Source organism: Pseudomonas frederiksbergensis (genome assembly GCF_003732705.1).
GTDB lineage: Bacteria > Pseudomonadota > Gammaproteobacteria > Pseudomonadales > Pseudomonadaceae > Aquipseudomonas > Aquipseudomonas frederiksbergensis_F.
Map to the genome: position 1 here is coordinate 687,240 of NZ_MOBR01000009.1, position 25,794 is coordinate 713,033.

The 25,794-nt window shown below is 59.2% G+C and carries 25 protein-coding genes and 1 pseudogene; 4 read left to right on the forward strand and 22 right to left on the reverse strand.

What is annotated here, in order from left to right; translation table 11 throughout:
* Positions 1-425: 425 nt before the first annotated feature.
* Positions 426-1,442, reverse strand: a complete 1,017-nt coding sequence (locus tag BK667_RS14275) for a M14 family metallopeptidase (RefSeq protein WP_123597989.1) — start codon at positions 1,440-1,442, stop codon at positions 426-428.
* A 228-nt stretch (positions 1,443-1,670) separates the two neighbouring features.
* Between BK667_RS14275 and BK667_RS14280 the strand changes: the two are divergent.
* Positions 1,671-2,099 (forward strand): annotated as a pseudogene (locus BK667_RS14280) (TetR family transcriptional regulator C-terminal domain-containing protein); the annotation flags it as partial.
* Here BK667_RS14280 and BK667_RS33540 read toward each other — a convergent pair.
* From BK667_RS33540 to BK667_RS14355, 15 genes are all read right to left on the reverse strand, one after another.
* Positions 2,055-3,062 (reverse strand): DMT family transporter, encoded by a 1,008-nt coding sequence (locus BK667_RS33540; RefSeq protein ID WP_123597991.1) that lies wholly within the window; start codon positions 3,060-3,062, stop codon positions 2,055-2,057. The pseudogene BK667_RS14280 and the gene BK667_RS33540 sit on opposite strands and share 45 nt — an antisense overlap.
* Positions 3,062-3,760: an ABC transporter permease gene (locus tag BK667_RS14290; protein WP_123509668.1), complete on the reverse strand. Its 699-nt coding sequence runs from the start codon at positions 3,758-3,760 to the stop codon at positions 3,062-3,064. The genes BK667_RS33540 and BK667_RS14290 overlap by 1 nt, the downstream gene beginning before the upstream one ends.
* A 5-nt stretch (positions 3,761-3,765) precedes the next feature.
* Positions 3,766-4,470: an ABC transporter permease gene (locus BK667_RS14295; RefSeq protein WP_123509466.1), complete on the reverse strand. Its 705-nt coding sequence runs from the start codon at positions 4,468-4,470 to the stop codon at positions 3,766-3,768.
* 141 nt (positions 4,471-4,611) lie between these two features.
* A complete protein-coding gene (locus BK667_RS14300) occupies positions 4,612-5,394 on the reverse strand; it encodes a transporter substrate-binding domain-containing protein (protein ID WP_123597992.1) in 783 nt (260 codons plus the stop codon).
* Positions 5,395-5,421: 27 nt separating this feature from the next.
* Entirely contained in the window at positions 5,422-7,425 is a 2,004-nt protein-coding gene (locus tag BK667_RS33835; protein ID WP_123597993.1) for an aminotransferase class I/II-fold pyridoxal phosphate-dependent enzyme, read from the reverse strand.
* Positions 7,426-7,601: 176 nt separating this feature from the next.
* On the reverse strand, positions 7,602-9,236 hold the full coding sequence (locus BK667_RS14310; protein ID WP_123597994.1) for a 5-guanidino-2-oxopentanoate decarboxylase: 1,635 nt from the start codon (positions 9,234-9,236) through the stop codon (positions 7,602-7,604).
* Positions 9,237-9,434: 198 nt separating this feature from the next.
* Positions 9,435-10,154, reverse strand: a complete 720-nt coding sequence (locus BK667_RS14315) for a winged helix-turn-helix domain-containing protein (RefSeq protein ID WP_123598020.1) — start codon at positions 10,152-10,154, stop codon at positions 9,435-9,437.
* Between the two features lie 110 nt (positions 10,155-10,264).
* Positions 10,265-10,900, reverse strand: coding sequence for a TetR family transcriptional regulator C-terminal domain-containing protein (locus BK667_RS14320; RefSeq protein ID WP_123597995.1), 636 nt, complete (start codon positions 10,898-10,900; stop codon positions 10,265-10,267).
* A 21-nt stretch (positions 10,901-10,921) separates the two neighbouring features.
* Positions 10,922-11,623: an NAD(P)H-dependent oxidoreductase gene (locus BK667_RS14325; protein WP_123597996.1), complete on the reverse strand. Its 702-nt coding sequence runs from the start codon at positions 11,621-11,623 to the stop codon at positions 10,922-10,924.
* 27 nt (positions 11,624-11,650) lie between these two features.
* Positions 11,651-13,738 (reverse strand): acetate--CoA ligase family protein, encoded by a 2,088-nt coding sequence (locus tag BK667_RS14330; protein ID WP_123597997.1) that lies wholly within the window; start codon positions 13,736-13,738, stop codon positions 11,651-11,653.
* Positions 13,739-13,756: 18 nt separating this feature from the next.
* Complete coding sequence (locus BK667_RS14335) at positions 13,757-14,917, reverse strand: acyl-CoA dehydrogenase family protein (protein ID WP_123597998.1); 1,161 nt, start codon at positions 14,915-14,917, stop codon at positions 13,757-13,759.
* A 23-nt stretch (positions 14,918-14,940) separates the two neighbouring features.
* Positions 14,941-15,732, reverse strand: coding sequence for an enoyl-CoA hydratase/isomerase family protein (locus BK667_RS14340; RefSeq protein WP_123509474.1), 792 nt, complete (start codon positions 15,730-15,732; stop codon positions 14,941-14,943).
* 230 nt (positions 15,733-15,962) lie between these two features.
* A complete protein-coding gene (locus BK667_RS14345; RefSeq protein WP_123597999.1) occupies positions 15,963-17,060 on the reverse strand; it encodes a polyamine ABC transporter substrate-binding protein in 1,098 nt (365 codons plus the stop codon).
* Positions 17,061-17,193: 133 nt separating this feature from the next.
* Entirely contained in the window at positions 17,194-18,108 is a 915-nt protein-coding gene (locus BK667_RS14350; protein ID WP_123598000.1) for a helix-turn-helix transcriptional regulator, read from the reverse strand.
* Positions 18,105-19,523 carry an aminotransferase gene (locus BK667_RS14355; RefSeq protein WP_123598001.1) on the reverse strand — a complete coding sequence of 473 codons (1,419 nt, stop codon included), beginning with the start codon at positions 19,521-19,523 and terminating at the stop codon, positions 18,105-18,107. The genes BK667_RS14350 and BK667_RS14355 overlap by 4 nt, the downstream gene beginning before the upstream one ends.
* A gap of 171 nt (positions 19,524-19,694) precedes the next feature.
* Between BK667_RS14355 and BK667_RS14360 the strand changes: the two genes are divergently transcribed.
* The gene (locus BK667_RS14360; RefSeq protein ID WP_123598002.1) at positions 19,695-20,576 is read left to right on the forward strand and encodes an NAD(P)-dependent oxidoreductase; all 882 of its coding nucleotides are present in this window, start codon (positions 19,695-19,697) and stop codon (positions 20,574-20,576) included.
* Positions 20,577-20,662: 86 nt separating this feature from the next.
* Here BK667_RS14360 and BK667_RS14365 read toward each other — a convergent pair whose 3' ends face one another.
* Positions 20,663-21,310, reverse strand: coding sequence for a hydrolase (locus BK667_RS14365; RefSeq protein WP_123509479.1), 648 nt, complete (start codon positions 21,308-21,310; stop codon positions 20,663-20,665).
* A gap of 179 nt (positions 21,311-21,489) precedes the next feature.
* Here BK667_RS14365 and BK667_RS14370 point away from each other — a divergent pair, with 179 nt between their 5' ends.
* Positions 21,490-22,407 carry a LysR family transcriptional regulator gene (locus BK667_RS14370; RefSeq protein ID WP_123598003.1) on the forward strand — a complete coding sequence of 306 codons (918 nt, stop codon included), beginning with the start codon at positions 21,490-21,492 and terminating at the stop codon, positions 22,405-22,407.
* Positions 22,408-22,534: 127 nt separating this feature from the next.
* Here BK667_RS14370 and BK667_RS33060 read toward each other — a convergent pair whose 3' ends face one another.
* From BK667_RS33060 to BK667_RS14385, 4 genes are all read right to left on the reverse strand, one after another.
* Positions 22,535-22,888 carry a hypothetical protein gene (locus BK667_RS33060; RefSeq protein WP_148058604.1) on the reverse strand — a complete coding sequence of 118 codons (354 nt, stop codon included), beginning with the start codon at positions 22,886-22,888 and terminating at the stop codon, positions 22,535-22,537.
* Positions 22,889-23,114: 226 nt separating this feature from the next.
* The gene (locus tag BK667_RS14375; protein ID WP_123598004.1) at positions 23,115-23,528 is read right to left on the reverse strand and encodes a hypothetical protein; all 414 of its coding nucleotides are present in this window, start codon (positions 23,526-23,528) and stop codon (positions 23,115-23,117) included.
* 9 nt (positions 23,529-23,537) lie between these two features.
* On the reverse strand, positions 23,538-23,855 hold the full coding sequence (locus tag BK667_RS14380) for a MafI family immunity protein (RefSeq protein ID WP_123598005.1): 318 nt from the start codon (positions 23,853-23,855) through the stop codon (positions 23,538-23,540).
* Positions 23,856-23,973: 118 nt separating this feature from the next.
* Positions 23,974-24,270, reverse strand: coding sequence for a DUF3144 domain-containing protein (locus BK667_RS14385; RefSeq protein ID WP_123598006.1), 297 nt, complete (start codon positions 24,268-24,270; stop codon positions 23,974-23,976).
* Between the two features lie 244 nt (positions 24,271-24,514).
* On the opposite strand from BK667_RS14385, the gene BK667_RS14390 reads away from it, so the two are divergent.
* Complete coding sequence (locus BK667_RS14390; protein ID WP_123598007.1) at positions 24,515-24,979, forward strand: hypothetical protein; 465 nt, start codon at positions 24,515-24,517, stop codon at positions 24,977-24,979.
* 570 nt (positions 24,980-25,549) lie between these two features.
* Here the strand turns inward: BK667_RS14390 and BK667_RS33555 are convergent.
* Positions 25,550-25,794, reverse strand: a 245-nt coding sequence (locus tag BK667_RS33555) for a hypothetical protein (protein ID WP_259698037.1), incomplete at its 5' end; no start/stop codon positions are given.

The window sequence follows — 25,794 nt, forward strand, 5'->3', positions numbered from 1 at the left end:
GATTTGGCTGGCGAACAGCGCAGCAAGGCGTGAATCGCAAACAGCTGGGGAACTGACGGGGACAGTGGCGACTTCGGTCGCCCAGCCCTTTAAACCGACGAATGCATACCGCTTGACCAATTGAAACCTCACCTTTCGTTTGAGGGTCAACGACGGGGAACGGCCTGCGCAGGGGTGACAGCGCTTGGGTGGACCCGATCGGCTGCGATTGCCGGGTCTGTAGACACATGGCAACCCTTTGGCGCCAGACTTTTGGCCTGGTGCGCCGCCGGATAATAACCACGGAGCTTGGCGGTGAAGCAAACAAAAAGTTACAAAAGTGAAAAATAATTTTCAGATATTTCCTTCATTCGCGCCGCGTCATCCGACGCAAAGTGCCGCCGTAAAGCCTTGGAGCGACGCTCGAATGCGCTTGGGGCGCGGCCTCAATTCGGATCCAGCAAACCGCCGCTCCAATGCCGCGATTCCCGGCTGCCGGTGAACTTGGCAACGACCATGCCTTGTGACACCAGCCGATCCCGATAGCGCGTCACCATTCGCCCGGCCTGCTCGGCGTACAACACCACCTCGGAAGCGGGATCGCCGGGGCGCTGGAGGATTCGCGCAAAACGCTGCCCGGCCTCGACGACATCCCCCAGTTCCTTTTCGAAAATCAGCACCCCGGGTTGCGGCGCGAGGTGGGTTTCCATATGGCTCATCTGCATGCTCTCGACGGGCCAGTCAGCCGGCGTCGTGGCCTCATCGATGGCGCCGATGCCGCACAACCAGGCATACAAGCCTTGCGCATCCTGTCCGGCGAAGTGGTCGCTGACATCGCCCTGCCCTCGCAACTCCAGGGTCGCGGCCATTTTCCGCGCGGTGACGCCGTCACGCAGCCAGGGCGCAATGATCGTTTCTTCGAAAGAACCGTCGCCGCCGTCATCCCAGATGATCGCCACGTCCATTTTCATCGCCGCCGCCAGTTCACGGCCACGGGGCCAGAAACTGCGGTGCACGTAGAGGTACGGCAGGGCTTCGTCATCGGTGTGCAGATCGAGCATCACGTCTGCGGTGGCCGCCAGTTGCACCAGGCTTTTTTGCCATTCATGGACGTTGGTCGAAGGTCGCTCCAGCGCCGCCGACACGTCAAACCCGCGGTTGAAGTTATGCCCGGTGGCGTCGTGAAAACGCCCGAGAATCCGCCCCTGGCGAAACTGCCCGATGCCCAAGGGATTGGCCTGGGGTACCACGGTCACGCGGCTCTTGAGCTTGCCCTCGGCTTCGGCAATTTTTAGCCGCTGCATCAGCAGATGCAGAACCAGCATCCCGGCAATTTCATCGGCGTGCACCCCGGCCTGCAAGTGCACATTCGGCCCGTTGCCATCACCTTCAAACCGCCAGGCACCGACCCGCAGCGCATCGCCGTTATTGTTGCGAACACTGAACGAAATATCCTGCGCCATCCGCTTGCCCTCCCGTGTTGAACATTAAAAAACCCTGGATTGCCGTCGTCGAGGCTGGAACTTGAACGCACGTTCAACTAAGCTCGCCAACCAGGCACTGCACCCAAGGATTCGCTTGTGACCACCGACTCTCCAAAATTCCGTCGCGTTGAAGCCGACGCGCGTCGTGAACTGCTGATTGCCGCCACGCTGCGTTGCCTGGCCCGCGACGGCCACGCCGGTATTTCCGTGCGCCGTATCGCCACCGAGGCCGGGGTGTCCGTCGGCCTGCTCAATCACCATTTCGGCAGCATCGACGCGTTGATCGCGGACACCTACCAGACCCTCGCCAGCGAGCTGACCAGCGCCCTGCTCCAGGAAGTCGAGCAGGCCGAGACACCAGCCGAAAAAATGGACACCTTCCTCGTCGGCTCGTTTTCGCCCCGGGTCATGGACCCGCAATTACTCGGGGTCTGGGTGGTGTTCTGGAGCCTGATCCGGCACTCCGAACATGTCAGCCAGACCCACGAAAAAAGCTACCGCGCCTACCTCGATCTGCTGCGCCAACTGCTGGATGATCTGGCGGCCAGCGAAGGTTTCGTCATTCACGACACGCGCCTGGCGGCCATCGGCTTATCGGCGATGCTCGACGGACTCTGGATCGAGTGGTGCCTGAACCCCGAAACCTTCAGCCCCGCCAACGGCCTCCACATCTGTCGTTGCTGGATAAAGGGGCTGCGTCACGGAGCATTCAGCACCGACGACGTCCTGTGAGGCATGGCGCCCGAAGATCATGGCCAGGGTGCCGCTGACCGCGATCAACCCGGCGCCGATCATCAGTGACACATCCATCAGCGTGCCCCAGATCAGGTTCGAGAGCGCAAACGCCCAGATCAGCCCGGTGTACTCGAATGGCGCCAGCAAGGTCGCCGTCGCACGCTGGAAACTGGCAAACAGCAGAAATTGACCGATACCGCCCACCAGCCCGGCCGCCAGCATGCCCAGCCACGCCGGGGTCGGCGCCGGGGTGTGGGTCCAGGGCAGCGCCACCAGCATGCAAATGACAAACACCACGTTGGTGATCAGCATCTGCTCCAGCACTGACGTTTGATCATCGACCTGACGCAACTGGATGTAGGTGAAGGCCCAACACATCGCCGCCAGGAGCGTGAGGACGATCGGCAACGGATCGGCAATGTTGTTCGGGCGGCAGGCAATGATCACGCCGACGAAGCCGATGATCAGACTGAACCACTGCCAGCCGCTGGCGCGTTCCTTGAGAATCATCGCCGCCAGTACCGTGACCATGATCGGCGCCGAAAAATACAGGGTGGTCATCTCGGCCAGCGTCAGGTCCCGGGCGGCCGTGTAGTACAGCAACCAGGCCACGATCGACAACAAGCCGCGCACCACCAGCAAGCGCCGGCTCGGCGAACGCCACGCCCGCTGAACCAGGCGCAGACGCCCCGCCAGCAAACAGGCAACGACCACCACCAGGCTGCGCCAGAACAGAATGGTCACCACCGAATAATCGGCCACCAGCCACTTGATGCCCGCGTCCTGCAACGCCAGGAACGCGTAGCCCAAAGTGCACAGGCCAATGCCCTGCAGCGAGCGGTCGACGATCTTTGGCGAACTCATTACATGGACCTGCGCACAGGTGTCCCGCGCCGTTCGACAAAGGCAAACAGCGCCTCGATCAGGAAGGTCAGGCACACGTACACCCCGGCCACCAGCAGCAACGGCTCATAGACTTGCAGGGTTTGCGCCCGGACCACGTTGGCCGCGCCCAGCAGGTCGATCACCGCAATGGTCGAGGCCAGCGCCGTGGACTTGAGCAACATCACGGTTTCCCCGGCCAAGGTCGGCAACAGCAAGCGCATGGCCCGGGGCAAGCGCACCCGCAGCAGGGATTGACGCGAAGTCATGCCGAAGGCCGAGGCGGCTTCCATTTCACCCCTGGGCACCGCCAGCAGGCCGCCGCGAATCACTTCGCCGACATAGGCGCCCATCGACAACACCAAAGCGAACACGATGTACCAGTAACCGTCACGCAGGTAGGGCCAGAGGAAACTGCCGCGAATCAATGGAAATTGCGCAAACAGGCTGCCGAGCCCGTAGTAGAAAATGTAGATCTGGATCAGCAACGGCGTGCCGCGAAACACACTGGTGTAGAACAGGCTAGCCCTGGCGATCACCTTGTATTTCGAGATCCGCGCCAGTGCCACCAGGATGGCCAACAAGAAACCGAACACACTGGACAGCAACAGCAGGGTAACGGTCGTTTGCAACCCTCGGCCCAACAGCGCTGCGTATTCAACTATCCACGCTGGAATCATTTCAATCACTCAGCCAAAGGCATCCAGCGACGAATGCGTCGCTCAAGCCGTCCCGACAGGTAGTTGGACACCAACGTCACCGCGTAATACATCGCCGCGGCCGTGAGGTAGAACAACAGATAATGACGCGTGGAACCCGCGCCTTGTTTGGCGGTGTACAACAGCTCGTTGGTGCCGACCACGCTGATCAATGCGCTGTCCTTGATCAGGTTGATCCACAGGTTCGCCATCCCCGCCATCGCAAACGGCGCCATGATCGGCAACGTGACGCGCCGGAACAGGCCGAACCCGCTCAGGCCAAACGCCCGCGCCGCTTCGATCTGGCCGAACGGAATCGCCTGGATCGCCGCCCGGAAAATTTCCGAGGCGTACGCGCCCTGCACCAGCCCCAACACCACGATGGCCGCCAGAGGACCGCTGACATTCACCACCTCGTAACCCAATTGGACCATCAGCGAGTTGAGGAGCATGGAACCGACGTAGTACAGCAGCAGGATCAGCAACAACTCCGGCACCGCGCGGAACAACGTGGTGTAGCTGCGCATCAGCGTCGCAATCGGTTTCGGCGCGTTGAGCTTGAGGCAAGCCACGACCAGTCCGATGGCCAGCCCGAGCACAAAGGCCCCGGCCGAAATCTGCAGGGTCATCCACAGCCCTTTGAGCAGAGCACCGCCCCACCCTGTTTCGCTGAAATTGATCAACTCGAACATTGCTGGCTCTCCAAATAGCGCAATCACTGTCCTACGCAATCCCTGTAGGAGCGAGGCTTGCCCGCGAAGCTTTTGGCGGCTTCAAAGGCCCCTTCGCGGGCAAGCCTCGCTCCTACAGGGTCAGGGTTTGCAGCCCTGGTGTCAGAACGCAGGTTTCACGCTGGTGCCGAAGTAGTGCTCGGAGAGGTCGTCGTAGTCCTTGCTGGCCAGCAAGGAGGTGATGGCCTTGTCGAGTTTGGCCTTGAGTTCGGTGTCATCCTTGCGCAGACCGGCGCCCACACCTTTGCCGAAGATCGGGTCATACGGCACCGGGCCGAGGTACGCCAGGTCTTTGGCATCGGGGGTTTTGACGAAGGCGGCCATGGCCGTGCCGTCCGCCATCATCAGGTCGATGCGACCGGCAATCAGGTCGGCGTTGGCCGAGTCCTGGGTGTCGTAATACTTAACGTCGGCAATTTTCTTGTAGTAGGTCTTGAGGAAACTGGCGCTCACCGTCGAGTTCTGCACGCCGATGGTCTTGCCCTTGAGATCATCCGGGTACTTTTTCACCGACGCGTCCTTCGGCCCGACAATCGCAATCACCGAGTCGTAGTAAGCCTTGCTGAACGCGATCTGTTTTTCCCGTTCTTCGGTCACGGACATGGAAGAGAAAATCACATCGATCTTCTTCGCCAGCAGCGACGGAATGATCCCGTCCCACGCCACTTCCTTGATTTCGCACTCGGCTTTCATTTCGCTGCACAGCTTGTGAATCAGGTCGACTTCAAAGCCTTTCCACTCACCGTTGGCCTGTTTTTCGGTATACGGCGGATAGGGTTCAGCCGCCACCGCGAACCTGATCGGCTGGGCCTGCGCCGCACTCATACCGGCCAGCAATACGCAGGTCACGCCGGTCAACCAGTTTGCCAAACGTCGATTTCCCATGATGTTTTCCCGTCTTTTTATGGTGCGTTAGCGAGTCTGATGAGCGTTGACGAACTGCCGGCAACGCTCACTGCGTGGGTGTACGAACACTTCATCCGGCGAACCGGTTTCCTCGATCAGCCCTTGATGCAGATAGGCGACTTTGGACGACACATCGCGAGCGAAAGCCATCTCATGGGTCACCAGAATCATGGTCCGGCCTTCTTCCGCGAGGGAGCGGATCACCCGCAGCACTTCGCCGACCAGTTCCGGGTCGAGTGCCGAGGTGGGTTCATCGAACAGCATGACTTTGGGCCGCATGGCCAAGGCCCGGGCGATGGCCACCCGTTGCTGCTGTCCCCCGGAGAGAAACGCCGGGTACTCGTTGCGCTTGGCCGCCAGCCCTACCCGTTCCAGCAAGGCTTCGGCCCGTTCAGTGGCTTCGGCACGGCTTTCACGCAGGACCTGGGTCGGCGCTTCGATGAGGTTTTCCAGCACCGTGCGATGGGGCCAGAGGTTGAAGTTCTGGAACACCATGCCCAGGCTCGAACGAATCCGCACCAGTTGCTTGGCATCCGACACCAGCGGTGCGCCGGGACGATCGAAGTTCAAGTGAATGCTTTCGCCGTCCACCAGGATCCGCCCCTGGTCCGGCACTTCGAGCATGTTGATACAGCGCAGCAAGGTACTTTTGCCCGAGCCGCTGGCACCGATCAGGGAGATCACGTCACCTTCGCGGGCCGTCAGCGAGACGCCCTTGAGCACCTCGATATTGCCGAAGCGTTTGTGCAGGCCATCGACTTCGATCATGGTCCTGGCCACGGCCGGCTCTGCCGTCGCGGCGCTGGTGACACGGGCGGCCACGGGCCGGGGTGCTTCGCCTTTGAGTACCAAGACAAAATCGCGAATGCGTTGGCAGGCCTGGGCCAGTCGTTCTTCGCCCAGGGTGAACGAGATCCGTACGAAGCCTTGTGCCGGTTCACCGAATGCGGCGGCGTCCAACACCGACACCTTTGCTTCGCGCAATAGACGCCAGGCGAACTCCAGGGAGCTCAACCCGGTGTCACGCACATCCACCAGCACAAACATGCCGGCATCGGGGTTGAGCACCGAAATGCCCGGGCAATCCGACAGGCCGGCCACCACCAGATCCCGGCGCTGGCGATAAATTTCACGCATGCCGTGGGTGACTTCCTCATGGGCCAGCACCGCTGCGAGTGCGGCTTCCATGACAAACCCCGGCAAGCCGTAGAGCATGCTCAGCACCAGATTTTCCGCATGGGCGACCATCGCTTCATCGGCGATGATCCAGCCGGTGCGCCAGCCGGTCATCGCATGGGATTTCGACAGGCTGCCGATCACCACGCAACGCTCGGCCATGCCGGGCAATGACGCCAGGCTGAGGTGCTCGCGTTCAAACGTCAGGCTCTCATACACCTCATCCACCACCACCCACAAATCATGGGCGATCACGAGGTCAGCGATGCCTTGCAGCTCTTCGCGGCTGAGTACCACGCCCGTGGGGTTGTTGGGGTTGGAGAAGAAAATCGCCCGGGTCTTGGGAGTGATGGCCTTGGCGAGTACGGCGGCGTCGAGGCGGAAACCCGCATCCGCCGAGCACGGAACCCGGACCAGCGTCGCGCCGGAGGCCTTGAGCGTGGCCTCGTAGGTGACGTACATCGGGTCCAGGGCAATCACTTCGTCGCCGATATTGAGCAGGCACATCGAAGTCGCGAACAACGCGTTCTGTGCCCCGGCGACGATGATGACGTTGGACGCATTCACTTCACGCTCGAACAAGCCGCTGTAGCGCGTGGCGATGGCTTCGCGCAAGGCCTGTCGACCGGCGATTTCGGTGTAGTGGGTGTCGCCCTCGCGCAGGGCGTGGATCGCGGCGTCGGTGATGAAATCGGGGGTGGGGAAATCCGGGTCGCCGACGCTCAGGATGATCACATCTTCGCCACGGCGTCGGGCTTCGAACGCTGCATTGTGAATATCCCAAGCGGCGACGCCGTCGCCTGAAATTCGCTCAACAAAGGGTGAAAACCGCATGCCAGTGCCTCGTTCGAATGGAAGAAACGCAAGCCCGCAACCAACCGGGGGTGGTGGAGCCAACATAGCCGACGCTGAACAGTCGTTCAACAGAAAAGTCATCCGGGTTCGCGTTCAGCGTAAACAGGTCGTTTTCACGACAGTCGAGCCGTTTTTCAGGTCGGGATTGCTTGGGTTTATCGGCACGCGCAGGCGTGTTTGAGCTCGATCAGGGTTACGCCGGCATGGGCAAACCCGCGACGCAGATCGCGCTCCAGCTCGTCGAGGCTTTGCGGCTCGTACACCGTGCAGCCGAAGGCTTTGGCCAGCAGCACGAAATCCGGATTGCGCGGCAACACACCGACCGGTTCGATGTCCAGGCTGAGCATGTCGTCGCGAATCTGCCCCAGGGCGTCGTTGTTCCAGAGCAGCACTACCAGCGGGCTGTCCAGTTCCTCGACGGCGGTGGCCAACTCCTGCACGGTGTAAAGAAAACCACCGTCCCCCACCAGCACCAGACCGGGCCGCCGGGGCGCGCCGAATTTCGCACCGATCCCCGCCGGCAAGCCATACCCCAGGGTTCCGTAGCCGGTGGGATGCAGCCAACTGCGGATACCCTGGCTGGCGAAGGCGTAGTTGCCGGTGTAGGCCAATTGAGTCATGTCGCTGCTGATGACGGTGTCGGCGGGCATCGCGGCGATGATGCGGTCCAGAATCTGTTGATGGAGCGCCTGCAATTCACCGTGGCCGCTGCGGATCGCCGCATTCAACGCGGCCACTGCCGTGATCGCTTCACGAGGATCGCGCACCTCGTCAGGCAAGCGTGTCAGCAGCGCGCCGAGGGTCTGCCGGGCATCGCCGTGCAGGGCGACGGCGCAAGGGTAGAAATCGTTGAACTTGCGTGAATCGATATCGACCCGGATCACTTCACCGCTCAGCGGCAGGCGCTCGCGCCAGTAATCGGTGTCGGCCATTTCAGTCCCGACGGCCAGCACCACATCCGCTTGCGCGATCAGGTCCCAACCGGGTTGGACGCAAAGGCTGGAGCCGGCATTCAACGGCGCATCCGGGGCCAGCAACCCTTTGCCGGCGACACTGGTGAACAGCGGCGCGGCGAGACGTTCGCTCAAGGCCTGCAACTGCGCCCCCGCCGCCAATGCACCGCCACCCGCAATGATCATCGGACGCCTGGCCTGCTGCAGACGCCGGGCCGCGTCATCCAGCGTGCCAGCCTCCGGCAGACCGCGCCCCGGACGACGCACCACTTCAGCGCTCCAGTCACGACTGATCGCCCCGGCCAGCACATCCAGCGGCACCGAAATGTGCACCGGCCGCGGACGCTCGCTGTCGAACACGGCAAAGGCGCGAGCGATCAGCCCCGGTAAATCGTCGGTGCTCAGGGCCACCGCCGAAAACGCCGTGATGGGCGCGGTGATTGCCCGTTGATCCTGGGTTTCATGCAGGCAGCCCCAGCCTTTGCCGAGACTTGAAGTGTGGTTGACGCTGGAGATCACCAGCATCGGAATCGAGTCGGCATAGGCCTGGCCGATGGCCGTCGCCGCGTTGGTGACGCCGGGCCCGGTAATGATGAAGCACACGCCGGGTTTGCCGCTGACCCGGGCATAACCGTCAGCCATGAAACCGGCGCCCTGCTCGTGGCGGGTCAACACATGACGAATGCCGCTGCCCGGCAGGCCACGATACAGCTCCAACGTGTGCACACCGGGAATGCCGAACACGGTGTCGACGCCATAATTGGCCAGCAGACGCACCAATGCCTGGCCGCCGGTCAGACTTGTAGAAACAGGTTGCGGGGTCGATTGGAAGCTCATGCCAGCCCTCGTTTTATTGTTTTGAAGTGATGAAGGATGCTGTCGATACTAAACACTCGTTCAACAGAGAGGCAAGTTTTTACTCATCTGCGAAAACACATCACAAAGGTCAATTAATTATTTGGTTTAAAAGGATTTTATCCAGACGCGACCGAGGTCCGGCTGACAGTTGTTACATCTTCGAACATTCCTGAATGCTCAGGCGGCCAGGGATGCACCGGCGGTAAACAGATAGCCTGCGCCGTGAATGGTGATGATCAATTCCGGTTGCGCCGGGTCATCATGCAGCTTGCGGCGCAGACGCCCGACCAGCACATCAATGGAGCGATCGTTGGGCAGCCATTCCCGGTTGCGCAATTGGTCCATCAACTGGTCGCGGCTCAAGGTGTGGCCGCTGTTGCGGATGAACACATTGAGCAACTGAAACTCACCATGGCTGAGCAGGGTTTCGCGACCATCGCAGCCCTTCAGGCGGCGGCGGTCGGTGTCCAGGGTCCAGTCGGCAAAACGCTTGAGATGTGCATCGGGTTGCGCCGCAGGTTGCGCGAGCAATTGGGCGTGGTGCACGCGACGCAGCAGGTTACGGGCGCGGGTGAGTAATTCCGGCGAGGCCAGGGGTTGGGTCAGGTAATCATCGGCGCCGCACTCCAGGCCTGCGAGGCGTTCGGCGTCATCGCCACCCACCAGGATAATCCCGACCTCCGAACGCCCGCGCCATTGGCGAGTCAGGGCCAGGGCGTTGTCGCTTCGCAAATGCGCATCCAGCAACACCAGCCCCACTGGTAAACGCTCAAGGCATGCATCGGCCTGATCGGCGCTGTAGGCACAGTGGACCTCATAGCCTTCCCCGCCCAGAAAACCTTGCAGCGATTCCCGCAGCAACGGATTTTCGCTCACCACCAGCACGCACGGCATCAGCTTCATGACCTGGCTCCTGTTCGTGCCGCAAACGGCCGATTTTTGGAATTTTACGAAGCGCGAAGACCTGCACTGTAGCGACTGCTGAACAGTTGATCAACAAGCCGATATCAGCGCGCGATGAAACGCCGAAACCCGCCCATTTGCAGGCCATCGACCCACGCCTCACAAATTTGCACGCCCTGGGCCGGGGTGAAGGTGTCGGGATTGAGCCCGCATTCCAGCCACAAACCATCCAGCAATGCGCTCAAGCCGATGGCCGCCAGACCGCTGTCGAAACCTTCCCAGCCCTCCTCCTGCGCCAACAAGGTCAAGGCTTCACCCATGATGGTCCGATACTCGCCGTAGGAATGATCGTGGGCGCGGTTGATCGCATCGGCGGTTTTCACCGCGCCCCAGAACGCCAGCCAGGCTTCGAGCAGTTCGGGGTCAAGCATGCGCGAGGAAAACGACGCTTCGAAGAATGCCGTCAAATGCCGTCGCGCGCCGCTGCCTGCGGCGGCCACGGACTCGCGCAACAGCTTCATCACCTGTCCGGTGATTTGCAGATAGGCATCGGCGACCAGTTCGTCCTTGCCGGCGAAGTGATGACTGATCAACCCCACGGAAACCCCGGCCTCAGCGCAAATCTTGCGGATTGAGGTGCCGACAAATCCGTACTTTTTCAGGCACCTCAGCGTGGCCGCCACCAGATTGGCCTTGCGTAGTTCGGGGTCCATTCGCAGAAAACGCGCTTCCTCGGCCATGGTGCTTTTGTCCTTTTGAAATCAACGGATCGGATACAGCGCCTCGTCAAACTGCGCCAGGCGCGGGAAGACCAGCGGCGCATCCTGATCGAGGCGCTCCAGGCGCTGCTGGTAATCGAGCAGAAATTGTCCGCGAGCATCGGCGCTGATATACGGCACATGCCACGCCACGAATGGCGGCAGCACGTCGAGGCCGACATACGCCAGCGTGCCGCGCAGCAGTGGCCGCAACATGTCCTCCAGAGGACCGTGAATCGCGTCCTCGCCGAACATGTGCTCGCGCCCGCCGAGGGTCACGCTGACCAGCGCTTTCTTGCCCGCCAGCCCGCCCTGATCATAAAAACGCTTGCCGCCGTAGCAAACGCCGGAGACCAGCACCCGGTCGATCCAGCCCTTGAGGATGGCCGGCATGGAGAACCAATAGATCGGAAAGTTAAGGATCAGCAAGTCAGCCCACAGCAACTTGTCCAGTTCCTGCTGGATGTCCAGGGCCAGGCTTTTGGTTTTGACGCCCAGGCGCTGTTCGAGGGCGTAGACCAGGTAGTCGGGGTTGTCCCGGTCGCAGAAGTCCTCGGCGCTGGCGACGGGGTTCCAGTGCATGGCGTAGAGGTCGGAGACCTGGACCTCATGCCCTTGGGCTTGCAAGGTCCCCACAGCCTGATCGCGCAGGGCGCTGGTAAAGGATTGCGGTTCGGGGTGGGCGTGCAGTATCAGAACATTCATTTGAGCAGCCTTATGATTCAGTCAGTTTCAGGCCAGGCGGATCAGTGCATCCACCGCCACGGCACCTTGGGCATTGACCAGCAAGGGGTTCACATCCAGTTCCAGCAAGCGGTCGGCGTTCTCGCCGGCGTAATCCGCCACGGCACGAATCGCCCGAACCAATGCCGGCATATCCACCGCCGGCCCACCGCGAAACCCCGTGAGCAACGGCGCACAGCGCAGGCCCAGCAGTGCATCGTGAATAGCCTGGTCGGTGGTCGGCAGCAACAGGCTGCGACTGTCCTTGAGCAGCTCGACCAAAATCCCCCCCGCCCCAATCACCAGCGCCAGGCCGAAGCCGGTTTCGCGTTTGATCCCGACGATCAATTCCGCCAAGGGTGGCGGCGCCATGCGTTCGAGCAGCACCTGATCGAACACCAGCCCCGGGGCATGCCGCGCAAGATTGCCGCGCATGGTTTCCAGCGCTGATTGCAACGCCGCCGGATCTTTCAGATTGAGGGCCACACCGCCGGCTTCGGTTTTGTGCGGCAGGTCGGCGCTGACCACTTTGAGCACCAGCGGATAACCGAGACGACTGGCCTCGTCCAACGCCTGTTCCGGGCGGCACAACCGCGATTCCGGTAATGGCAGACCGAACGGACGCAGCGCCTGTTTGGACTGCCACTCATCCAGCAACCGCCCTTCAGCCACCAGCGCAGCCGGACAGATCGGCGCCAGGACCGATTCACCCTTGGCCAGTAAAGCCTGACGGCGCGCCTGGTATCGGGCGATCCGCCCCCACGCCGCCAAACCGTCTTCTATTCCTTGCAGCGCCGCCACGCCACGGGCATGCAGCCGATCGCGAGCACTGGCCGGGAGCAACTCCGGAAACGCCGACGCCACAACGCCGGTCTTGCCATGCCGCTCCAGCCGTTCGCAAAACAACTCCAGCAGCAAGTCGCACTCCTTGCGTTCACCGGTGGATTCGGCCGGGTAATCCAGCACCAGCAAGGCTGCGTCCGAGGGTGTGCGCAAAACGCTGTCGAGCATGTTTTCCAGCGCGTCGCGATCACCCCAGATCGCCGTAGTGAAGTCCAGCGGATTGACCAGGTTGGCGTAGCCCGGCAACACCTGCGTCAGATCCGCCCGTTGGCTGTCGTCAAATTTGGGCAGGGTCAAGCCGTTGCGTTCGGCATAGTCGGCGATAAATCCCGCATCGCCACCGGAACAGGCCAGCGCCGTCAAACTCGGTCCGGCCGGCAAACGACCACAGGCCGCAGCCTTGAGGGTTTCGACAAAGCTCACCGGGCCGCTGACACGAATGACACCGAGACGCTCGAACAGGCTGTCATACAGTGCATCGGAACCGGCCAGGGAACTGGTGTGACTCAACGCCAGTTCGGCGCCAATCTGTGACACACCGGTTTTCAGGGCGATTACCGGAATGCCTTTCTCCAGCGCCTTGTGCGCGGCGCGGGCAAAACCGGGGACGTTCTTAAGCCCTTCAAGGTGCAGACCGATAGCCGTCACACGCGGCTCGTCGAGCAGCACGTCCATCAATTCCGCTACGCCGAGCTGCGCCTGATTGCCCACTGATGCCATGTAAGCCAACGGCAGCGAGCGATCGCTCATGCTCAGGTTGTAGGCAAAGTTGCCGCTCTGGGTCAGCACCGCGACGCCCTTCTCCACGGCCTTGCCACCATGGGCCACCGGCCACAACGCGGCGCTGTGCAGGTAGTCGAGCAAGCCATAACAGTTCGGCCCGAGCAACGCCATGTCGCCGGCGGCTTGCAGCAGTTGCGTCTGCATGGCCTGCCCTTGCTCGCCGGTTTCAGCGAAGCCGGAGGCATAACAGATCGCTCCGCCGGCGCCCTTGAGCGCCAGGTCGGCAACGCAACTCAAGGTCAGTTCGCGATTGGTGGCGATGAAGACTGCATCCGGCCCGCAAGGCAAGTCGGCAATCGACGCCACGCAAGGAACGCCATCGAGGCTTTCATGCTGCGGGTTGACCAGCCACATCTGGCCCTGGAAACCGCCGTCGGCGCAGCGTTTGAACGCCCGCGCCATGCTGCGCCCGCCCACGAATGCCAAATGACGCGGGGCCAGCAAACGCTTGAGATTGTCTCTGATTGACATGGGATTCTCCTTGACCCATCAGCGCAGCAGCGGCCGCAGCAGCTCGCGGGAAATGATGTGGCGCTGGATCTCCGACGTGCCTTCCCAGATCCGCTCGATCCGCGCGTTGCGCCAGATCCGCTCCACCGGCCCCTCGTCCATCAACCCCATGCCGCCGAAAATCTGCACCGCCTCATCGGCCGCCCGGCCCAAGACTTCGCTGGCGAACAGCTTGGCCATGCCGGCCTCGCCGTCGGTCATGGTGCCCTGGTCCATTTTCCAGGCAGCGTGCAGCGCCAGCAGTTCAGCGGCGCGGATTTCGGTCGCCATGTCCGCCAACTTGAACGAGATGCCCTGATAAGTGCCGATGGCGTGGCCGAATTGTTTACGGTCCGCCGCCCATTGCAGCGCCACGTCCAGCGCACGTTGCGCCTGGCCGACACAGTTGGCGGCCACCATCACCCGCCCGGCGGTCAACCAGGCGTTGGCGACGTCCCAGCCTTTGCCGACCTCACCGAGCACCTTGGACGCCGGAACCCGGCAATCGTCGAAGAAGATCTCGCTGGTGTGATAACCGCGGTTGCTCACGCATTTCGGTCCCCGGCGGATGGTCATTCCCGGCGTGTCGCGATCCACCAGGAACGACGTCACCGCGTTGCGCTGGCGGCCGTTGTGCTCATAGGTATCGGTGACCGCGAACACGATGGCGAAGTCGGCATGCCCGGCGTGGCTGATGAAATGCTTGCTGCCGTTGATCACGAAGTCATCGCCATCACGCACGGCGCGGGTCTTGATCGCATTGGCGTCGGAGCCCGCGCCCGGTTCGGTCAGGGCAAAACAGTCGACCTTTTCCCCACGCACGCACGGCAACAGATAGTCCTCGATCTGCGCGCCGGTGCAGGCCATGAGAATCTTCGACGGCCGTGCGACAAACACGTGCAGCGCCCACGACACCTTGGACAGCTCACGCTCGATCAGCGCCTGGGACAGGTAATCGAGGCCGCCACCGCCGACCTCCTCCGGCATGTTGAAGGCGTAGAAACCCGCGGCAATCGCCTTGGCGCGAATTTGCGCGGCCAGTTCCGGTGGCACGGCATCGGCGCGGTCGACGGTTTCTTCGTGGGGCAGCAGTTCTTTCTCGACAAAACGCCGCACCGCTTCCACCAGCATGTCCTGCTCTTGAGTCAGTTGGAAATTCATGGCTGTACGTACCTGCTGTTGGATTAGCGGCCGATAAATTGAGGGGTGCGTTTTTCCACGGCAGCCTTGAGAGCTTCGGCGCCATCGTGGCTGCGGCCACACAGCAAGCCAGCGGCCTGTTCGGCCTCCAGCTGTTCGGCGAGGCTGCGTTGGGCGCCGTCGCGGATCAGGACTTTGGTCTGGATGAAGGCGAACGTCGGGCCGTTGGCCAGTCGTGCGGCCAGTTCGGCAGCGCTGCCGAGCAGCTGATCATCGGCGCAGATTTCGCTGACTAACCCGGTGGCCAACGCGCGATCAGCACTCCAGATTTCGTCGAGGAACAGCAGACGCTTGGCCTGTTCGGCGCCGATCAAACGCGGCAAATGCCAACTCGCGCCCGCATCCGGCGAGTAGGCCAGGCTGGTGTAGCCGGCCTTGAACCGCGCCGATTGGGCCGCCAGGCGAAAATCGCAAGTCAGGCTCAAATCCATCCCGGCGCCGACGGCGATGCCGTTGATGGCGGCGATGGTCGGTTTGCTGAAACCGTGCAGGCGGTTCATCAAGGTGTGGGCCGTCTCGGTCCAGCCATAGGTTTCGAGAATGCCGCGACTTTCGGCGTCGGCCCATTCGGCCACATCGGCGCCTGCGCAGAAGCCTTTGCCAGAACCGGTCAACACCAGCACCCGGACCGTGGGGTCGGCATCATGCTCGTCGAGCAGATTGATCAACGCCTTGAGGGTCGGAATATCCAACGCGTTGCGTTGTTCGGGGCGATTGAGCGTGACCCAGGCGATGCCGTTTTCTACCCGGCTCAGCAGTGTCGAATGAGAAGTCATGAAAGGCCCTCGTCTTATTGTTTTTGAACCGTGGGTGTAGAACTGCAGCCGATACTAAACAAGTGTTCAGTAACGCGGCAATCCCGTGCCAAAAGGCCCTGTAACACGGGTCACAGGACTTAATTCATTGATTCATTTCTGGTTTTTCAAGAAACAGAGGATGGCGACGGTGGAAGTTGTTACATCTTCGAACAACTCCCTGCCTGATTCGCCGGCAAAGCGAGCCGCCATTACTTGCCGGTTTTCACGTTGTTCCACACCCGAGTCATTGCCCGCATGCCCTGGGCGTCATGGGTCTTTTGCGTAAACAGGCGCTGGCGTGTCGCGTCATCCGGGTAGATCGCCGCAGTGGCCAGCACATCCGCATCCACTAACGCGGTCGCTGCCGAGTTGCTGTTGGCGTAGTGAATCAGATTGGTGACGTCGGCCATGTTCTGTGGCTGCAACAGGAACTCGATGAACTTGTGCGCATTGGCGGTATGAGTGGAATCTTTCGGAATGTAGAGGTCATCGAACCAGATCAGCGAACCTTCCTTGGGCACGAAATACGACAAGTTAGTCTTGAGCCCCGCTTCTTTCGCCCGCGCCTGGGCGGTGGCTGCGTCACCGGACCAGGTCATTGCCAGGCACGTATCGCCATTGGGCAAACTGTTGAGGTAACTCACCGAGTCAAACTTCTTGATGTACGGACGCACCGCCAACAGCACGTCCTGCGCGGCTTTCAGGTCTTCGGCGGAAGCACTTTGCGGGTCGCGGCCAAGGTATTGCAGGACCAGGGGAAGGACTTCGGTGGGGGCGTCGAGCATCGTCACGCCGCAATCGGCGAAGCGTGAAACCACTTTCGGATCGAAGAGCATCGCCAATGAACCGAGCGGCGCATCGGGCATCCGTTCCTTGATCATGTCGACGTTGTACGTCACCCCGTTACTGCCCCAGGTGTAAGGCGCCGAATAGATAAGACCCGGATCGTAAGCCTGCAACTTTTGCACAATCTCCGGATTAAGATTGCTCCAGCCCGGCAACTGTTTCTTGTCCAGCGGCTGGAATACGTTCGCCTTGATCAACGGTGGAACCAGCGACGCGTTAAGCATGACCAGGTCATAACCGGAGTGGCCGGTCAGCAGTTTGGCCTGGACGGTCTCGTAACCATCAAAGGTGTCATAAATGACTTTGATGCCCGTGGCCTTCTGGAAATCCGCCAGTGTGTGTTCACCGATGTAGTCCGACCAGTTGTAGATGCGCAGCGTGTCATCCGCCTCCGCCGCATGAGTCGCCGAGCACAAAGGGAAAAGCAACAGACTGGAAAGGATGGCTAGCGCAGTTCGCATTTCTATTCACCTTTGGGTGTTTTTCTTCTGAAGGAAGCGTGCGCCTTTACTATTTAGCCATTGAGGGGTCGGCACCATACTCCAAATGGGTAGGTGCACTTTTGTGTCGACAGGATGTGTTTGCGATGCGGCTCTAAGCTTTCTGCAACCACTCGATAAACTGGGCAAACAACTCTGATTGCGAGTTGATGCCCAGCTTCAAGTACAGGTTTTTCCGGTGCATGCGCACGGTCTCGGGGGAGATGCCCATTTCCCGCGCGGCGGATTTTATCGAGTGCCCACGCAAGACCATGTGCGCACTTTCCCGCTCGCGCTCGGTCAACACGTCACAGCCGAACTGCTGCATCGCCACCTGAATGCGCTGGTTGACCACTGTCGATGCCACTTCTGCGGCGGTTTCGACAGAGGCAATGATTGAATGGCGCTGTTGGTCAATGTAGCCACACTGGTTGATGAACAGGCGCACCATCGGTTCGACGGCCCGCAGCACATTCAACTGGTCGGCGCTCAAGCAACTGGCACCCATGCCCTGGAAAAGACTGACGGAAATCTTGCTGTGGTCGTCCAGATTGACGATGTAGTAACTGTCCTCGGTGCAGCCCAGATTCAGGTAATAGGTCTTGTAGTAATCGCTGTCGAAAAAGTTGTCAGGGGCAATCTCGGCCAACGAATAAAAACCTTGCGCCAGACCACCGTCCACCGCCAGGCAGAACGGATCGAGCAAATAACCGACTGAGAAGTAACGATTGAGGATCGCGTCCAGGTGTTGCTCGGGAATCCCATGCTGATAGAGCAACCTGGGCGGGCAGTCCTTGCGCTCAAGGCTGATCATCACCGACTCGACCGGCGCCAGCGCCGTCAACGCCACCACCAGATGCCGCAGTGCATCGGGCTCTGCGCCATGCTGGAACGCGCGTTCAAGCTCCACATGCCATTGGTGCAGCGCATGCAGGGCCAGGGTGATCGAATGAGGGGGGGCCGATGAGTTCATGCCGGCCAGTCTAGCGATTGCCCCCTCCCCGCGCAAAGATGCGAAACGGCGGTTCATTGCCCGGCGTAATCACCACTGCATTGAAGCTCCACGGCGACTTCGAGGATGCATTCGCGCAACGTTTCGACGATCTCATCGACCTGCGCTCGGCTGATCGTCAACGGTGGCGACATCACGTTGAGGTGCACGATCGGTCGCACCAGCAACCCTTTGTACTGCGCTCGCAGATGGATTTTCTCGCCAATGTTCAACGCCTCCGGGAACAGTTTTTTCGTGCGTTTGTCTTCGACGAATTCAACGCATGCCATCAATTTCTTGCAACGCACATCCCCCACCAGCGGCAGGCCTTCCAGGGTCTTCAGACGCCGTTCGAAGTAGTCGCCCACATCATCGACATGGGCCAACAGGTTTTCCCGTTCGATGATTTCGATGTTCTTCAGGGCTGCCGTGCAGCACACCGGATGGCCGCTGTAAGTAAACCCGTGAGTGAAACAACGCCCCTGGCCCGGCTCGCTGATCACGTCCCAGATCCGTTGCGAGAAAATGCACGCGCCCAGTGGCAAGTACGCCGACGTCAGGCCTTTGGCGGTGGTGATGATGTCGGGTTGCACACCGAACACATCGTAGGAGGAAAAGAACTTGCCCAGGCGGCCAAAGGACGTCACCACTTCATCCGCGACAAAAAGAATGTCGTACTTCTGGCAGACCTCCCACATCCGCAGCAAATACCCGTCCGGTGGAATGATCACACCGCCAGAGCCCATGATCGGCTCGGCATAGAACGCGGCCACTTTGTCCGCACCGATGCTCAGGATCTTGTCTTCAAATTCGCCCACCAGGAACTCGAGCAGTTGCGCTTCGCTCATGCCGTCCGGCGCACGATAAGGATTGGGGCTGGAAACGTGATGGATTTTATCGTGGGCATAATCGAACTCGGGGACCCGGTCCGCGGCTTTGTTGCCGATCGACATCGTCTGGCATGTTGAGCCGTGATACGCGCCGTGACGGGCGATCACATGCTTTTTCTCGGGCTTGCCCCGGCAGTTTTGATAGAACTGAATCAATCGATAACTGGTGTCCACCGCCGTCGAACCGCCGGTGGTCAGGAACACATGATCCAGATCCCCCGGTGCCAGGCTCGCGAGTTTCTCGCACAAACGAATGGCGACGGTATTGGCCATATCGGAGAAGGGATTTGAATAGGCCAACTGACGAACCTGGTCGGCAATGGCATCGGCCATTTCTTCACGGCCCAAACCAATGTTCGTGCACCACATGCCGCCCACCGCATCGAGGAATCGATTGCCGTCGGCGTCGTAGATATAAGCGCCTTCGCCAGCCACAATGTTCAGCGCGCCCTGCTCCGCGTGGTCATCGAACACGTGATAGCCGTGCATGTAATGCGCCTTGTCAGCACGGGTCAGTTTTGCCTGTTCGGCGGGCGTCAAGAATGCTTGTTTTGAAATCGGCATGAACGCTTCCCTCTCGAATTGTTGTCATGCCGATCATTCAGCCGATTGCACAGCCGCGCCATACTCCAAATGGGTGGGTGCCGGGTATTCACCCAACCGACACCGTGGTGCAATAGCGCTCCCACGGGAGCTTCTGGTGTTATCAACGATGCAAACAGAGGAACACAGCTCATGAAAATCGGTTTTCTGGGTCTTGGCAGCATGGGCCAGGCCATTGCGGCCAATCTCTTGAAAAGTGGCCACGACGTGTGGGTGTGGAATCGCTCCCCCGACGCGGCACAAAAGTTAGTCGACTTGGGGGCCCATGCCGCGACAAGCGCGGCTCAGGCATTCAGCGCCGACGTGGTGTTCAGCATGCTCGCCGATGACAAGGCCCTGCGGGCGGTGCTGCTGGACTCCGGACTGCTCGCCCGTCTCAAAGGCCCCCTGATTCATGTCAACCTCGCGACCATTGCCGTGGCCTTCGCCGAGGAATTGGCCGCGCTGCATGAAGCCCAGGGCATCGACTACATCGCCGCGCCGGTGATGGGACGGCCGAACGTCGCGGCCCTGGGTCAGCTCAATATCCTGGCTGCCGGACCTGCCCCCGCCATCGACCGCGTGCAACCGCTGCTTGATCTGATCGGGCGCAAGACCTGGCGGCTCGGTGATAAAGCGTCGAGCGCCAACGCCATGAAACTGGCGACTAACTTCTTGCTGGTGTCGGCGGTACAAGCCATGAGCGAAGCGGCGGTGCTGGTCACCCGCCACGATCTGCCCTCCGCGGCCCTGATCGACCTGGTATCAACCACCATATTTACCGGCCCGGTCTACCAAGGCTACGGCGCCCTCATCGGCGAACGCCGATACGAACCCGCCGCGTTTAAAGCCTCACTGGGGCTCAAAGACGTTGACTTGATTCTTGCTGCTGCCAAGCAAGTGTCTGTTCAGATGCCCACGGCAGACATGATCCGCGACAACCTGCTGGACGCCATTGCCCATGGCGAGGGGGATATGGATCTTGCTGTGTTGGCGGAAGTTGAGGAACGGCGAGCACAGGGAGAAGATCGGTAGATACCTTGGTCTTTTCGTTTGGAGTAGGTGAAAAATAAAGGCAGCGCCCGCTTTCGCGAGCGCCACCTTCGTCAACTGCCCGCTAATCAGGCCTTCTTGTCCGCCTCATCCAGAGCCTTTTCAGCGTTGAACCCGTCGAAGTTCTCGAACACGCCCAGAAAGCCCGGCACGGTCACTTCTCGCGCCCAGTCGCGCTGCAGTTCGCAGTACATCTGCACCCGGCTGATGAGCTTCGCGCCCGCCTGTTCCATCCTGCGCAACGCCGCCTCGTGTGCGGCGAGCGATGTGCCGCCAACTGCATCAATCGGCACATAAACTTCATAGCCTTCCTGAATCGCGTCGAGCACCGGGAATGTCAGGCATGCTTCGGTCCAGAGCGCAGTCATGATGAGCTTCTTGCGCCCGAGCGCCTTGACTGCCTGCTTGAATTCCGTGTCCTCCCAACTGTTGATCGAAGTGCGGTCATAGGTCGGCAGATGGCCGAGCACCTCTTGCAGCTCCTGAATCGGCGGCTTGTTGCGGCCGGTCGCGACATTGACGGTCGAGTGGATGATCGGAAGGTTGTAGTTGACCGCCGCCTTCGCGACGCTGGTGATGTTGAAGACGAGTTCATCACGCGGCATCGAGCGGATCGAAGAAACCTGAACAGGCTGATAATCGATGATGATCAACGCCGAATTTTCCGGGGTTAGTAGCTGATCGGTATCGGGGTTGCGGAGAGTCTCGCTTGCCATTGGCAAATCCTTTTCATGGGTGACGCACGTTTGTGAATAAGGCCGGAGCCTGTGCGACTGATGGATTCCGAGACACGTGCGAATGACGCCGTGCCTGGAAAATCCATTGTGCTGTTCCTATGTTCGATGCAGTAGTAGCATTGCGCGACGTGCTGTGTCGCGAAAAGGGGAACGCAAGAATGGATATCGAAGAACTACAGACCTTCGTGGAAGTGGCTGATGCCGGGGGCATTTCGCAGGCCGCACTGCGTCTTGGCGTGTCGAAATCGATCGTCAGCCGACGCCTGGCTCGGCTTGAAACCGAACTGGGCGTGCAACTGCTGGCACGCTCCACTCGCGGGGCGGCACTGACTGAGGCCGGCGCGACGTTCCGGGACTACGCCGCCAGGGTCTGCACCGAGATCGACATCGCCAAGGAAACGATCCTGCCCGCTGGCGCCCTCCGCGGCCGCTTGCGCGTGGCCGTCCCGCTGTCGTTTGGCCCGACTCACTTCGCACCGGTACTAGCGGAAATGGCACGCCGTCACCCTCAGTTGCATATGCAGACTTGCTACAGTGATCGCTTCGTTGACCTCATCACCGAGGGCTACGATTGCGCCATTCGGGTGGGTTATCTGAAGGACTCCAATCTGATCGCAAGGCGCATAGGCCCGGTCTACACCAAACTCGTCGCGAGCCCCGACTACATCAAGGCGCACGGTGCACCCGAGACGCCGGACGAACTGATCGCCCATCAGGCGCTCATGCAGAGCACCGAAGCCTGGCAATTCATGGATGGCGACAAGATCATCACGGTTCGTCCGCAAGGACGCTTCAAGGCCGACAACGGCACCGCCCTCGTCGCCGCCGCGACCGCTGGCCTCGGTGTCGCCTACCTGCCCGACTGCCTCACCCATGAACACGTGGCATCCGGCGCACTGGTGCCGATCATGGCAAACCATCCACCCCCTCCGGCCGGTGCCTACATCATCCGCCCACCTGGTCCGCATCCAGCGCGGAAAATACGTGTGCTCACTGAACTGCTGATCGAGTTCTTCGGCGAAACTCCGCACCTGGCGGTGCAGCCGCTATCACATCAGGATGATGCGCTGGCGTGAGGCTGAGCAAAGCAGGAGCGACAGACGTCGGAAAATAGGGACGGATTTATTTACTGAAAAATAGATCTGTCCCATTGTCGTCCCTTTTTTTTCTGTTTGGTAAACGACTTTAGCCATCGATTATGGTTTATTCGACGCAAACAACGGATGCTTCTGCGCTAGGAAATTTATGCTGTGTTATATAGAGTTGTCCGTTCAATGCTGTGTAATTTGTTTTCTCTTTAAGGAATGGGCGGACTTCTGTTTCTGCTTTAAATGGATGGCATAACTCATCCGCTCGTTGTTTGACAAAGCCTACAACTTGTTCTTGTTTGTTGTAGCCGTTACCTTCGAAAGTAACCGTATAGGTGTTAGCACCTGTTTTTACGTCGGTGTATCCACCGTCGTACATTGTCGAGCCTTTGGGTGCATATGGAATGCCGGAACAAGCCGAAATAAAGACGCAAGAAGCGATTAATAAGAATTGATATTTTTTCATCATGGATGAACCTGAAGGTTGGCTAAGAGACGAGTTTTAGTCTTGCTCACGGAGGAAACCGATATGGATGACTGCAGGCCCTGCTGCGCCATAGAATTCAAAGCAGTATTCAGAATGCTACTATTTTGCCACTATCGTGTCCAACGTCCTGGCCTGCACTGAAAAATAGATCTGTCCCGTTGTCTCTCTCATCGGCGAACGCCGATACGAACCCGCCGCGTTTAAAGCCTCACTGGGGCTCAAAGACGTTGACTTGATTCTTGCTGCTGCCAAGCAAGTGTCTGTTCAGATGCCCACGGCAGACATGATCCGCGACAACCTGCTGGACGCCATTGCCCATGGCGAGGGGGATATGGATCTTGCTGTGTTGGCGGAGGTTGAGGAGCGGCGAGCACGGGGAGAAGATCGGTAGATACCTTGGTCTTTGTAGAAATGCATAAAAAAAGCGCTGCTTGATGAGTGGCGCTTTTTTTGTTTGGAGTGGGCGATCAGTGCTTTCGATGTACGGGATGATGTGCGGATTCTTCGGAACTGCAGAGACTTCATTTTTGATGAATTTCTTCAGCGTATTCAACGAACTGCTACCGTGGAGCAGCTCAGCGAATTGACTCTGCTGGGCGGAATGCTGACAGGTATCGGCCATAGCAGCCCTTCATAGGCGGCTGCTATTGTCCCCTGTAGACGGCATCTCCAGGTTTTTTGCGATTCGGGCCAAGATCTTTGTACATTCTTCAGAAACAACGAGTGGTGGCTCATTAATCATGTAAAGCAGGTGTTCGAACGCTACTCCAGCCTCGTTGTGATCGACGTAATCCATAACGATTTCACCACCTTTCTCTAAACCTGCCTGAGCTAACGCATGGTCAACCGGTACAGGGCCGGTTTGTTTGTATGCAATGGACATCAGCGCGGTTATTTCCTTGAGCGCCTCTGTGAAGTCGGCTCTCAAGCCCTTGTTATGGCCGCTCACTAAAAACGCTCCTTCGATTAAGATAACTTGCGACCAGCCTGCTTCTGGTCGATACCGGCCCATCGAGATCGACTGCCAACGACCAAAACAGTCAATCACCGAGAGCAACCAATATCTATCAGGCGTCTTTCGCAGTCATGTACTGGCTGAAATTGTTGATATGGTCGTCGAGATTGTCCTCGAGCATCATCCGGTACTGCTCACAAAAATACTTCAACATCGCTTCGCGAGCCTGAGCCATTTCCTCGCCTGATTTGAAGTTGCGAGCGCTCACCCAAGCATTGAATCGAGTGGAGCCAAACATCATCGACGCACTGACTTTGCCAAGGTCTCCGAACTCCCTGAGCTGCTCGTTCGAAAGGTTTATATGCGCGTCTGCTCGATCATAGAATGCTTCATCGGTCGCATCTGGCATGGCTGGGTACCTTTCTATCAATGTTGGAAATTCCAATTGGAACACTTCCCGCATCGGCTAGCTACGACACGTAAACGAAAAAAAATGCCAAGGTTTGACGTCCGCTATTGGCACTCGCCGGTTACCGCGCGGTTGCCCTTCAGCAATCGTTGAACCTGGCGATAACCTGTTCGGCGATTCACGCGGACTCGAACTCTTTCCCACCAAGTGAACCCTTGGCCCTCTATCGTTGAATGGACTTCCTATGCATCACCGCATCCATGCCGCTTACCATCAAGCGAAATTTAGCCGTAGCCGCTGTGCCTGGCTGTTTATCGACGATGTACCTATCGAGGAGTGGCTAAACAATCACCTCGAATACCCCGATCTCGACCTGAACGGTCTTTCATTGATGTGGTTGCTGGACGAGGAAGAAGATGCGCTTGCCCAACGGCGTTTCGCCCCTGCAGAAGACGGCACATCGACTCCGGTTCCGCTACTGGTTTGCGGCGATGACATGGACTTCGATTGCTTTGTGCTGATGACCGAACAGGTGATTGACGGAGAGACTCTGCACTGGCGCCGTTTTGGGTTGAGCGTGTCCAGCGGTCTGGAAGTCGGTATTACCACTCGATGGGATGCCGAGAATCGCTCGATCAGTTTCCCCCTGGCGGAATTTCGCGAGGCGCTGGAGGACTTTTACAGGCTAATGAAAGCCTGCGAAAAATAGGGACGGATTTATTTACTGAATAATAGATCTGTCCCATTGTCGCTGGTCCCTTACAACTGAACAGAAGCCGTAAAAGAAACGGAATGTTTAGAACCCGTGTTCGTGCGTTTCCGAAAGAAATGCTGGGTTAACCATCACGTTAGATGCGGAACTGAATTACCTCGGATTTCGTTGACTGGCCGCCTCTGGCCGTTTTCTGCCTATCGCCAAGGGCAACAATCGGCCAATACCGGACGTTCGTGCCCCCTTACAAGCCGTGAAGCCAGCGTCAAGTTAACCTTGATACTCGAACCTCATTGCTCCGCATCGACCCAATCGCTACCCTTCAATGCTGCCAAGAAATGTGAGAAAGGACTTACCTAAATGGATGCTCATTCTGTAATCGCCAGAAATTTCGCTGGGTGCGAAGAGTACGATGACCAATCTTTCATTGGACGATTACATGAGGAATCAATTTGGGCTCACGATGACTACTTGATGGTGGAGTGGGCGCTGTATCAACTAGCAACAGACACATGCACCTCCCAAGAACTCTCTGGGAGGATTTTTCGCATTTTCAGCTATTGCTTTCTATTGATCGGCTGCCACCTGGATCGTCGAGATGGCTTCAAGATCGAAAACCTTAAAAGAAAGGAGGTCTATGATCTTCGTGAAAGAATACAGCTGGTTTTTGAAGGTTTCTTCGCTCGAAGAATGCCAGCACCAAGCATTTTTTCCGCCCCCAATCCTCTGCTGATCTCCATCCATCAGCATTGACCGCTTTGGGTCCAGGCTGTGTGAAAACGCGCTAAATACCTCGAAAACTGAGAGGCGCG

Coding starts and splice junctions, on each gene's coding strand:
- BK667_RS33540 (WP_123597991.1), bottom strand. CDS start 3,062: ATGAGTTCGCCAAAGATCGTCGACCGCTCGCTGCAGGGCATTGGCCTG.
- BK667_RS14325 (WP_123597996.1), bottom strand. CDS start 11,623: ATGAATGTTCTGATACTGCACGCCCACCCCGAACCGCAATCCTTTACC.
- BK667_RS14295 (WP_123509466.1), bottom strand. CDS start 4,470: ATGTTCGAGTTGATCAATTTCAGCGAAACAGGGTGGGGCGGTGCTCTG.
- BK667_RS14335 (WP_123597998.1), bottom strand. CDS start 14,917: ATGAATTTCCAACTGACTCAAGAGCAGGACATGCTGGTGGAAGCGGTG.
- BK667_RS14385 (WP_123598006.1), bottom strand. CDS start 24,270: ATGCCAGATGCGACCGATGAAGCATTCTATGATCGAGCAGACGCGCAT.
- BK667_RS14310 (WP_123597994.1), bottom strand. CDS start 9,236: ATGAGCTTCCAATCGACCCCGCAACCTGTTTCTACAAGTCTGACCGGC.
- BK667_RS14350 (WP_123598000.1), bottom strand. CDS start 18,108: ATGAACCGCCGTTTCGCATCTTTGCGCGGGGAGGGGGCAATCGCTAGA.
- BK667_RS33060 (WP_148058604.1), bottom strand. CDS start 22,888: ATGATGAAAAAATATCAATTCTTATTAATCGCTTCTTGCGTCTTTATT.
- BK667_RS14370 (WP_123598003.1), top strand. CDS start 21,490: ATGGATATCGAAGAACTACAGACCTTCGTGGAAGTGGCTGATGCCGGG.
- BK667_RS14320 (WP_123597995.1), bottom strand. CDS start 10,900: ATGGCCGAGGAAGCGCGTTTTCTGCGAATGGACCCCGAACTACGCAAG.
- BK667_RS14345 (WP_123597999.1), bottom strand. CDS start 17,060: ATGCGAACTGCGCTAGCCATCCTTTCCAGTCTGTTGCTTTTCCCTTTG.
- BK667_RS14290 (WP_123509668.1), bottom strand. CDS start 3,760: ATGATTCCAGCGTGGATAGTTGAATACGCAGCGCTGTTGGGCCGAGGG.
- BK667_RS14330 (WP_123597997.1), bottom strand. CDS start 13,738: ATGTCAATCAGAGACAATCTCAAGCGTTTGCTGGCCCCGCGTCATTTG.
- BK667_RS14375 (WP_123598004.1), bottom strand. CDS start 23,528: ATGGCCGATACCTGTCAGCATTCCGCCCAGCAGAGTCAATTCGCTGAG.
- BK667_RS14355 (WP_123598001.1), bottom strand. CDS start 19,523: ATGCCGATTTCAAAACAAGCATTCTTGACGCCCGCCGAACAGGCAAAA.
- BK667_RS33835 (WP_123597993.1), bottom strand. CDS start 7,425: ATGCGGTTTTCACCCTTTGTTGAGCGAATTTCAGGCGACGGCGTCGCC.
- BK667_RS14360 (WP_123598002.1), top strand. CDS start 19,695: ATGAAAATCGGTTTTCTGGGTCTTGGCAGCATGGGCCAGGCCATTGCG.
- BK667_RS14365 (WP_123509479.1), bottom strand. CDS start 21,310: ATGGCAAGCGAGACTCTCCGCAACCCCGATACCGATCAGCTACTAACC.
- BK667_RS14300 (WP_123597992.1), bottom strand. CDS start 5,394: ATGGGAAATCGACGTTTGGCAAACTGGTTGACCGGCGTGACCTGCGTA.
- BK667_RS14390 (WP_123598007.1), top strand. CDS start 24,515: ATGCATCACCGCATCCATGCCGCTTACCATCAAGCGAAATTTAGCCGT.
- BK667_RS14340 (WP_123509474.1), bottom strand. CDS start 15,732: ATGACTTCTCATTCGACACTGCTGAGCCGGGTAGAAAACGGCATCGCC.
- BK667_RS14275 (WP_123597989.1), bottom strand. CDS start 1,442: ATGGCGCAGGATATTTCGTTCAGTGTTCGCAACAATAACGGCGATGCG.